Source organism: Roseobacter sp. TSBP12 (assembly GCF_009129705.1).
Classification (GTDB): Bacteria; Pseudomonadota; Alphaproteobacteria; order Rhodobacterales; family Rhodobacteraceae; genus Celeribacter; species Celeribacter baekdonensis_A.
Window position 1 is genome coordinate 1 of sequence record NZ_PYIB01000037.1, and the last position, 10492, is coordinate 10492.

Here is a 10492-nt window from a genome sequence, read left to right on the forward strand (position 1 = left end):
AACTCGCGCGCTCGCGTTTGATGGATGGGGCCGGGCGTCAGATTGAAATGCGGGTTCAGTCGATGTTGATGGAGCGCCTTCTGGGGATGCGGTCTGATGCGCGGCCGACAACGCCGACAGGGTTGTTTTCCGCCATGCGTGAATTCGGTTCGGTGCGTGAATTTTTCACCGCCTCGACCATTGGATCGGTCGCTGATATTCCGTTTATCTTTTTGTTCTTTGCGCTCGTGGCCTCGATTTCTGGCCCAATCGTTTGGATTTTGGTCATGGGCGCGATCATCATGGTGGTGCCCGGCTATTTGTTCCAAAAACGAATGATGCGCCTGACCCAAGAGACCCAGGGCGCATCGGCCAAATCGACGCGGCTTTTGCATGAGGCGGTGTTTGAACTCGACACGATCAAAACTCAACGCGGCGAAGATCGGGTGCGGCGGATTTGGGATGAGTTGAATTTCTTGTCTGCGGCGAAATCGTCGGAACAGCGCAAACTCTCCGGCATGCTGACCTTTTGGTCCCAAGGTGTGCAGCAATTGACCTATGTTTTGGCCGTGGTCGCCGGAACCTATTTGGTTTTTGCCGGCGAATTTACCGTTGGGACGATCATCGCAACCGGCATCTTGACCTCCCGCACTTTGGCACCTCTGACCCAGCTTTCGGCGACGATGGCGCGGTGGACCAATGTCAAAACGGCGCTGGATGGATTGGACGCAATTGCCGCTGCCCCACAGGACAATGGCGGGGATCGCAATTTCCTCCGTCGTCCGCAGATCAACGGCGCATTCGTGCTGCGCGAGGCACAGTTCCGCTATGACACAGAGGGCGCGCCGACGCTTGATCTGCCGGGGCTCGATATCAAAGCGGGACAAAAAATTGCGGTGCTGGGTGCCAATGGATCGGGAAAAAGCACCTTTCTGAAACTTCTCGCCGGGCTTTATGCCCCGACGCAAGGGCGCATTTTGCTGGACGGTGCCGAGATGTCGCAAATTGATCCGCGCGACATTCGTCGGTCTGTCGGTTACCTTGGCCAAGATGTGCGGCTGTTTGCCGGGACACTGCGCGACAACCTGAACCTGGGCGGAATGGAGCGCGATGATGACCGCCTGCTCGCCGCCTTGGATTTTGCTGGGCTGGGCGCGTTTGTGCGCGGGCATCACCGCGGGCTGGACCTTGAAATTCGCGATGGTGGCGAAGGTCTTTCTGTCGGTCAACGACAGTCGATTGGCTGGGCACGGCTGTGGCTGCAAAACCCCTCTGTCTGTCTGTTGGATGAACCGACCGCGGCCTTGGATCAGGCGCTTGAAACCGCGCTTGTGGCGCGGCTCACTGACTGGCTTTCGGGCCGCACCGTCGTCGTTGCCACACACCGTTTGCCCATCGTCGCCCTTGCCGACCGGGCAATGGTGTTTAAAGACGGGCGATTGGTGGTCGACGGACCGCGGGCTCAGGTCATGGCGCATCTCGAAAAAGCGAGCACGCGCTGATGGCCACGTTCGACGACATGCTCGACAAGGACATGGATCGTCCGGGTTGGATCATTCGCATTTCGGCCGTTGTGATTGTGATCTTTTTGCTCTGGGCGGCCATTGCGCGGGTCGATGAGATCGTGCGTTCCGATGGCGAAATGATTTCCTCTTCGCGGCCGCAAATTGTGCAAAACCTTGAGGGTGGGATTCTGTCCGAGCTTTTGGTGCACGAGGGCCAAGAGGTCGAACAGGGGCAAGTGCTTGCCAAATTGCAGGGCACGGAGTTTCGCACCTCCGTCGATGATCTTCAGGAAAAAATCGACGCCTTAGAGGTGCGGCGTTTGCGGCTTGAGGCGGAGCTTGAGGGTGAGGACGCGTTTGTCGTGTCTGACGATCTTGCAACGCGGGCAGCAACAGTATTGGCCTCGGAAAAGGCGCTTTTGAAAGCGCGGGTTGGCGATTATTTGGCCCGCAAAGATGGCGCGATGGCGGTTTTGAAACAGGCGGAGACCGAGCGGGCCTTGATGGAGGACATGCTGACGAAAAACGTGGTGTCACTGATCGAGGTGACCCGCGCGCGCAAATCGCATTCTGATGCGCAACTCAAATACAATGAGATCGTCACGCAGGCGGAATTGCAGCGTGCCGAAGACTATTCCGACACGCTGAAAGAATTGGCCTCAGTGAAACAGGCGCTGACCTTGGCCAATGATCAACTGGGTCGCACAGTGATTGTCGCGCCGATGCGAGGCATTGTGAACAGCCTGATGGTGACGACGATCGGCGGCGTGATTCGGCCCGGCGAGGAGTTGGTTCAGATCATTCCGGTGGACGAAGAGCTGTTTGTCGAAGCACGTGTACGCCCCGAAGACATTGCTCATGTGCAACCGGGCCAAGACGCGACGATCAAGTTATCCGCCTATGATTACACGATTTATGGCTCTTTGAAGGGCAAGGTTCAGGTGGTGTCGGCGGATACATTTAAAGATGAGCGCGATCCGAAGGCCGTGCCCTATTACCGGGTGACGGCGACGGTTGATCTGAGCAGCTTGACCGAGCGGCAACAACAGATCGAGATCCGTCCCGGTATGCGCGCGCAGGTCGAATTACACACCGGGTCAAAGACGTTTTTGCAATATCTACTGAAACCGCTCTACAAATCACGCGAGGCCTTTCGCGAGCCTTAGGGTTGCGCGTAGGATGACGGTATGAGCCAAGATATTCCCATACGCGACGCCGCAACGGTGGTCCTGCTGCGTCAGGACACCGAGGTGCCGCGTGTCTTGATGGGGCAGCGTGGCCATGGCGCGGTGTTCATGCCGGGCAAATTTGTCTTTCCGGGCGGCGCTGTCGATGCGGAGGATTTTGATCGTGATCCGCCCGGTCAGTTGACGCCGGTTTGCGCGCGCCGACTGGCCGCTGACTCCCCGCCTGAGATGACGCGCGCGTTGCCCAACGCGGCGTTGCGCGAGCTGCGCGAAGAGACCGGGTTGATTTTGCCGGACGTTACGGATTTGCATTTCGTGTTCCGCGCCATCACCCCGCCGGGACGTCCGCGTCGGTTTGATGCGCGGTTTTTTCTGGTGGATGCGGCACGTTTGGCCAACGACCCGGATGATTTCTCAAGAGCCGAGGACGAGCTGTCGCATTTGCAATGGGTGACACTTGCGGGCGCGCGCGGTTTCGATCTGCCCTTTGTCACGCGAGTGGTTTTGGCCGAGGTCGAGGCGGCGATGCACAAGACGTTGCCGCCAGAGCAGGTGCCGTTTTACGATCACCGCTCTGATGTGGGACAAATCCGGTCCCTGCCGTAACCCGTCACGCGTTTTCGGGCTGATTGGCGTCCTGCAACAGGCGTTTATGTTTGCGCATTTCCGTCAGAGCATCGCCAAAGGTCACAATCCCCCGCTCCTCGGCCATGCGCAGCATTTTGATAAACACTTGTGCGGTCGCCACCGTATCACCCATGGCGGTATGGCGTGCCTCGGGCGGAATTTTGACACCGAGGCGGGCGGAGATTGCATCGAGCGTGTGTTCTTGCGACTGACCAAACACGATGGCGGAAAGCAGCACGGTATCAAGCACCGGGTTGTTGAACGTCGCGCCAATTCCGGCCTCGTGGCGGCGTAGAAATTCCAAATCAAACGGTGCGTTATGGGCGACCAAAACTGCACCGCGGGCAAAGCTGTGAAGCTGTCGCCCGACCACATCAATCGAGGGCGCATCTTTGACCATGGCGTTGGTGATGTGATGAACTTCGGTGGCTGAGGCGGGGATGGGGCGTCCGGGATTGACCAGCGCGTCGAGCGTTTCCGTATTGCGGACCTTGCCATTGACCACGCGCAGCGCCGCGATTTGACAAATCTCGTCGCCTTGCGAGGGCAAAAGCCCGGTGGTTTCCGTGTCAAACACCACATAGGTCAGGTGAGAGAGGGGGGTCTCCATCACCTCTTTCGATGGCCGATGCGCTAACAGATCAAAGTCATAGCTCACGGTGCGCCGCCCATCGACCGGGGCGCGTCGCACAGGGCGCGCGGAGCGGATCGGCAGTTTCAGGACGGCACGGGAGGCGCGGCCAAATTCCGGCCAGATGTCGGTGCCATGTGCTGCAAGGATGTCGCGCCCGGTCATATCGGCCAAACCTACGTCAAGCGGCTGGGTCAGCCATGTTTCCAACCGATCAACGGACAAAGGCGCGCCCGACCATCCCAGCGCCAACATCGCGCCGCCGTCCTCTTCGCGGGAAATCAAAAACGACAATGCCCGGCCGCCGTCTTGGGTCACCAATCGGGCGATATGGGCGATCAGGGTGATGATCTGGACCGCGTCCAAGGTGAGGACAAGCGGTTCGACCACATCGGCGGTCAGGGCGGTGTCGCCTTGCGCCAATTGCGCGCGCAAAGCATCGCAAAGTTCAGAGCCACGCACCGAGCCATCGGCCACCAATCGGCCTTTGTTGCCTCATATTCGGCGTCAAACGTGGCGATGGCCGTGGTCAGGACCTGCATTTCGCTGACCAGTGCGGTGTTCAACCGGGGATCATTGCGCAGCGTGTCATCCGCCTCACGCGCCGCCAATGTGGTCTGCAAAGAGGCCATGGATGGGCGCAGGCGATCAAACATCCGCGACAACAGCTTTTCGCGTTTCGCATGGATCGCGAGGTCGTCGGTCACGTCATCTAAACTCAACACATAAGGCGGTGTTGCGTCCCCCTCATTGGGTGCATGCATCAACCGCATCCGGGCCGACAGGATTTGACCGCCATGCCGCGTGGCCACGGTCAGAGGCAGGACATGCCCCTCGCCACCTTCGCCCGCACAAAGCCTGGCATAGGCCGAGCGGATCGGAGCGGGACGCAGGAAGTCAAAGATTTCATGGTCCAAACCGGGCGTATGATCGGCGGACAAAAGATGTGCTGCGGCGCCGTTGTAAAAGGCGATTTTATGCAGACCGGACAGCAAGACCACGCCATGCGGCATCTCGGCGGAGAGGGTGGAGAGCCGCTCTTTTTCGTCGACCAAACGGGTGGTTTCCATCGCCACGGTCTCGGCCAATTTGTTGCGGGTGCTGACCAGGTTTTCGGTCAAAGCGTGGGCGGCGGGGGCAAGATCGCCCAGGTAGCGCGCGGTTTTCTCGTTCAGCGCCTCATCGACATCGGCGTGCGCCCGCGCTAACATGCCGCCAGCCAGACGTTGGATTGGTTTGGCAACATTTTCGTCAAACATCAGCCAAATCCAGACCACCATGGCAAGAATGGCAAAGCTGGCAATCGCACCGGCAAAGATAAACCCATCGCGGGCCTCAGGCACATGCAGGCGGGCAAATCCCAGATAAAGCCCCGCCAGGACCGCCATGATCGCCCCTGCTGCCAGGCCCGCGAAGAACAGAAAGACCCGAAGCCGCAGCGACCAATGTTCAACTTTCATCTCGATCTCCCGTGATCAGCTCGGCCACGCGCGACCGCAGATCATCCATCGCAAAGGGTTTGGTCAAAAACGCGTTGGCCCCCATGGCAAGCCCCTTGCGTTGTTCGGCCTGTGAGGCGCGGGCGGACATCATCAACACCGGGGTCGCGGTCAGATCGTGGGTCATGCGCATGGATTGGCAGACCTCATAGCCGGATTTCCCCGGCAATGTGACATCCAAAATCACCAGATCGGGCTGTTGCGCGCGGATGTTGGGGATGGCTTGGGACCCATCCGCGACACGCAGGATGTCATAGCCTTCGCGCGACAGCAAAAGCTCAATGGCAATGGCGATATTGTCCTCGTCTTCCACCAAAAGAATGCGCGGTTTGCCTTGCATCTTTTACGGTCTCCCCTCCGTGGTGTTATCTCAACGCATCGCAGGCGGTGCGCAGGATCGGATTGTCGCTTTGCATGGCGTACCAATCGGCCTGTGCCAGCATCTCGTTGATCGGGCCTTTTTTAAGACCAACCAAATCGGCGCGACGGCCCAGAATGCAATCAAAAGCGGTCGGTACGATGGCCGCATCGCCGCGCCGCGCCATCAGATACATGTCGGTCAAAACCGTGCCGTCCTCAACAGTCGCCCCGTCTTTGTCGAGGGCGATAAAGCGGGTGGTGACCGGAACGAGATAGGTCCAAGGCCGCCAGACCTGGCTTTTCTCAATCGTGGTGGCCACGACTTTGCCTTCGCCAATGCCGTCCAGCGCGCGGTTGTACCACGAATAATCGCTCCAGATCGCAAAGGCCAACATGGCCGCACCTGCGGCGGCGGGCATGGCCCATTTCGGGAATTTGATCCGGGTGAGTTTTTGCAGGCCAAGGATAAATCCGGCAGCGCCGACGCCGGCGGTGATGGTGGCGATGAATTCGAGAAGCATGGGGATTGGTCCCTTCTTTCAGGTTTGGTCAACTGCGCGCGGCGGACGAGCCGAGCGAGGATTGCATGGTGCGCACGATGACGAATGCATCGCGCAAATGCGAGCGCTCAAAGGCCGGAAGGGCCGAGGGGCTCATGAAATTGTCGGGCGGGGTGCCATCGCGCACCTGCGCGGCCTGATGTTCCAACCGGGCGGTGGCGATTGTGTCATAGGCGGCAAGCAAATCCTTGCCGCCACTCTCGGAAATCACGTGGGCCTCAATCGCCGCCTCGATGCGCGCGCGGGTGTTTACGGCTGTGAATGTGCCCTGAAGCGCATAGACCCTCCCAAGATCAACAATCGGCACCACCCCGTTGTGTTTCATGTCCAAAGCATTGCGATGTTCGCCGGATTTGATCGTGGCAAAGCCGCGCAGCAGGCCCAAGGGCGGGGTGTGTTTGAGTGAATTGGCAATCATATGGGCGACAAAGATCGAGTTCTTCGCAGCGGCTTTCAAAGCCGTGTCCTGCAACGGTATGAACAGGCTGTGATCGCCTGAAATCGGTCGCAGGTCATACATGACGGAGGCCAACATTTGCGCCTCAGTGTCGGGGGCGCTGATCCATTTGTTGAAATAGCCCTCCCAAACCGACAGCTTTTGACACCACCGATCCGTGATCGCCATCATGTCGCCGGGACAATAGACATAGCCGCAGGCGTTAAGCCCGTCGCAGGTGAATTTGGCCAGCTTGCGGAAATAGGCCATATCGGTCTCTGTTGCAGCATTGTCGATGATCAAACAATTGTCCTGATCCGACACGCCAGTCTGTTCACGCCGCCCTTGCGACCCACAGGCGGCCCACAGATAGGGCACAGGAGCGGGGCCAAATTCATCCTCGGCCATTTTCAACAGGCGCCGGGTGACGATATCGGCGATGTCGGTGATCTTTCGTGTCACCACATCATGCGCCAGATGTGCGCCGACAAGTTGCATGAGAAATTCGGGCAAGCGGGCCGTGACCGCAGCCATATCGACGATGGTTTTTGCGTTTGAGAGATCAAACACCATTTGGGTTTGCGACGAGCCAAAGAATCGCGTGATGTCGGTTTGGGTGACCATGCCGACCAATGTGCCGCCCTCGACAACCGGCAGGTGACCGATGTGATTTTCCAACATGACATGGATGACATCGGTGCCAAGCGCGCCGGGGTCCAGGGTGATCGGATCGCGCGCCATGATGGTGGAAACGGGCAGGGTGGTATCAAGCTGTCGGCCAAAACTTTGTTGGTCATATCGCGCACAGTCACCAAACCAGTCAGCCGGGCACCTTCGGTCACCGCCACAGAGGAGACCATGTGATCGCGCATCATCCGCGCGCAATCGGAGATTGTGGTGGTCTCTAAGCAGGTCACAGGCGCATGGGCCATCAGGTCGGAGACATGTTGGGTCATCAGCCCCGTGGCGACTTTGGGGCGGGCTTGGCCGCGGTTGAAATAGCGGGCAAAGGCCGGGTTCGCGGCCACTTCGGTTTTGAACGCCTCCGGTGTGAGTACCAAAACCGTGCACTCGGAGGCGGCGGTCGCGGTCGTCGCCGCATGCCCGTCGCGCAACAGGCCGCGTTCACCGAAATGGTTCGATTTTTGCAACAGCGAGACCTGTGCGCCGTTGATATCGGTGATCTCAACCGCACCTTCCTTGATCAGATACAGCCCCTCAAGCAACTCGCCATGGGCATAGATCACTTCGCCGTCGTTAAATTTTTTGCGGGAAAAGGAGGTGGACAGCTCCGCCAACTCACTTTCGGGCAAAACATCGTAGGGGTGGGTGGTGTGGAGAAAGCTGATGATCTTTGCGGTGGTTTCCATCGCGACTGTCCAAAGTAAAATTGAAAGAGGCGCGAAAGCCACTGGCCCCCGCGCCCCTGTACTATGGCGACGGGCCAGCCCTGAGGCCAGCCCGAAACCCAAAGTTTAGTGATCGACCGCCTGGCCAGCACCGCGCGGGATGCGGATGCTTTCGACCAGTTCCTGGATCTCTACCGGCGGCTCTTCTGTTGCATTCGAGACAATGTACGCAACCGCAAAGTTGAGGATTGCACCGACGGCTCCGAAGGAGGTCGATTTGATCGACAAGATCATCGGATCAGCGTCAGAGAAGGACGCCGTCGAGGCCACGAAGAACCAGCCCTTGTGCAGGAAGATGTAGACGATGGTCACAACCAAACCGGTGATCATGCCCGCAACCGCGCCCTTGTTGTTGATGCGCTTTGAGAAAATGCCCATCATCAACGCCGGGAAGATCGACGCCGCCGCCAAACCAAAGGCCAGAGCCACCGTTTGCGCTGCGAAGCCCGGAGGGTTCAGGCCCAGGTAGGTTGCCACTGCGATCGCCACAGCCATTGCGACCCGAGCGGCCAAAAGTTCGCCCTTTTCGGAAATGGCTGGGTTGATCTGCGACTTGATGAGATCGTGCGACACAGCCGATGCGATGGCCATCAAAAGACCTGCGGCGGTGGACAGAGCGGCGGCAAGACCGCCAGCGGCCACCAGCGCAATCACCCAACCCGGCAGATTGGCGATTTCCGGGTTCGCAAGCGTGATGATGTCGTTGTTCACGGTGAACTCATTTGCGTTCTTGTCGGCCACATAGTTGATCAGGCCATCACCGTTTTTGTCGTCAAAGCCCAAAAGACCGGTCAGTTCCCAGTTTTTGACCCAATCCGGACGCGCTTCATAGGCAAGCGGCGCTTCGGTTGTGCCATTCGGGTAGACAGTGTCGATCAAGTTAACGCGTGCCATAGCACCCACAGCCGGAGCGGTGAGGTACAAAAGCGCGATGAACACCAAGGCCCAACCGGCAGAGGAGCGTGCATCAGACACTTTCGGCACGGTGAAGAAGCGCACGATCACGTGCGGCAGACCCGCGGTCCCGATCATCAAAGACATGGTGAAGAGGAACATGTTGAGGGTCGTGTCAGTCTGTTTGGTGTATTCGGTAAAGCCCAAATCACCCAACATGCCATTCAGCGTTTCCAACAGCGGCAAGCCGGAGGATTTCGCATCCGAGAACAGGCCCAGCGGCGGGATCGGATTGCCGGTGAGTTGCAGCGAGATGAAGATCGCCGGGATGGTGTAGGCGATAATCAACACGACATACTGTGCCACCTGTGTGTAGGTGATGCCCTTCATGCCGCCGATAACCGCATAGAAGAACACGATGGCTGCACCGATCAACAGGCCGGTGGTGTTTTCCACTTCGAGGAACCGGGAGAAGGCCACGCCCACGCCGGTCATCTGACCGATCACATAGGTCAGCGATGCGGTGATCAAGCAGATCACAGCCACGGTGCGTGCCGTTTGGCTATAAAAACGGTCGCCGATGAATTCCGGAACCGTGAATTTGCCAAACTTGCGCAGGTAAGGGGCAAGCAACATGGCGAGCAACACATAGCCGCCGGTCCACCCCATGAGGTAAGCAGACGTGTTGTAGCCGCCAAAGGAAATGATACCGGCCATCGAGATGAACGATGCAGCAGACATCCAGTCCGCGCCGGTGGCCATGCCGTTGAGCACAGGGTGAACACCCCGGCCCGCCGCATAAAATTCAGATGTGGAACCCGCACGGGCCCAAATCGCGATGCCGATGTAGAGCGCAAAGGTCGCGCCCACAACGATCAGGTTGAGGGTAAACTGGTCCATTCCATGCGCTCCTTATTCGTCGACGCCGTGTTCTTTGTCGAGTTTGTTCATTTTTATCGCGTAGGTAAAAATGAGCACCAGGAACACGAGAATCGAGCCCTGTTGTGCAAACCAAAAGCCAAGATCCGTGCCGCCGATCTTGATGCCCGCAAGCATCGGGCGCAGCAGGATGCCAAAGCCAAAGGAGCAGATGAACCAAATCACCAGCGAGATGACGATGATCCGCTTGTTTGCGGCCCAGTAGGCATTGTTTTCTGAGTTGTCCGCCATGTGCGGTCCTCCCTTTTGTCCCCGACCCATGCGCACCCTGTTCCGGGCAGCATCGTGGGTCCTTTACGTTACGGGTCCCACCTCCTCGTGGGGCCCGGCTCCCTTCCCAGATGGATCAACACGGGTTGTGCGTGCGATCCGGGACCTGTGGCACCGCCCCTCATTTGGTGGAGGCGATGCGTTACTCTACCATATCTGCGTAAAATTCACGCAGTTTTTTGATACAACGAATTGC

The 10492-nt window shown here is 58.4% G+C and carries 9 protein-coding genes and 1 pseudogene; 3 read left to right on the plus strand and 7 right to left on the minus strand.

The window, feature by feature from the left end:
* The 3 genes from C8029_RS11055 to C8029_RS11065 all read left to right on the plus strand — a co-directional run.
* Positions 1–1481 (plus strand): ATP-binding cassette domain-containing protein (locus C8029_RS11055; RefSeq protein ID WP_152002912.1); only part of this gene is annotated, 1481 nt, incomplete at its 5' end.
* Complete coding sequence (locus C8029_RS11060; RefSeq protein ID WP_152002913.1) at positions 1481–2650, plus strand: beta-barrel domain-containing protein; 1170 nt, start codon at positions 1481–1483, stop codon at positions 2648–2650. The genes C8029_RS11055 and C8029_RS11060, both read left to right, overlap by 1 nt.
* A 21-nt stretch (positions 2651–2671) precedes the next feature.
* Positions 2672–3277, plus strand: coding sequence for an NUDIX hydrolase (locus C8029_RS11065; RefSeq protein ID WP_009572489.1), 606 nt, complete (start codon positions 2672–2674; stop codon positions 3275–3277).
* A 4-nt stretch (positions 3278–3281) separates the two neighbouring features.
* Here C8029_RS11065 and C8029_RS22380 read toward each other — a convergent pair whose 3' ends face one another.
* The 7 genes and pseudogenes from C8029_RS22380 to C8029_RS11095 form a co-directional block, all read right to left on the minus strand.
* Entirely contained in the window at positions 3282–4406 is a 1125-nt protein-coding gene (locus C8029_RS22380) for a 3'-5' exonuclease (RefSeq protein ID WP_226946307.1), read from the minus strand.
* Positions 4328–5389 (minus strand): hypothetical protein, encoded by a 1062-nt coding sequence (locus tag C8029_RS22385; RefSeq protein WP_226946308.1) that lies wholly within the window; start codon positions 5387–5389, stop codon positions 4328–4330. Before C8029_RS22385 ends, C8029_RS22380 begins: the two co-directional genes overlap by 79 nt.
* The gene (locus C8029_RS11075; RefSeq protein ID WP_152002914.1) at positions 5379–5768 is read right to left on the minus strand and encodes a response regulator transcription factor; all 390 of its coding nucleotides are present in this window, start codon (positions 5766–5768) and stop codon (positions 5379–5381) included. Before C8029_RS11075 ends, C8029_RS22385 begins: the two co-directional genes overlap by 11 nt.
* 25 nt (positions 5769–5793) lie before the next feature.
* Complete coding sequence (locus tag C8029_RS11080) at positions 5794–6309, minus strand: hypothetical protein (RefSeq protein ID WP_152002915.1); 516 nt, start codon at positions 6307–6309, stop codon at positions 5794–5796.
* Positions 6310–6337: 28 nt separating this feature from the next.
* A pseudogene (locus tag C8029_RS11085) lies at positions 6338–8154 on the minus strand (putative nucleotidyltransferase substrate binding domain-containing protein).
* Between the two features lie 105 nt (positions 8155–8259).
* Complete coding sequence (locus C8029_RS11090; RefSeq protein WP_152002916.1) at positions 8260–9987, minus strand: sodium:solute symporter family protein; 1728 nt, start codon at positions 9985–9987, stop codon at positions 8260–8262.
* Between the two features lie 12 nt (positions 9988–9999).
* Positions 10000–10257 (minus strand): DUF4212 domain-containing protein, encoded by a 258-nt coding sequence (locus tag C8029_RS11095; RefSeq protein WP_009572495.1) that lies wholly within the window; start codon positions 10255–10257, stop codon positions 10000–10002.
* Between the last annotated feature and the right edge of the window lie 235 nt (positions 10258–10492).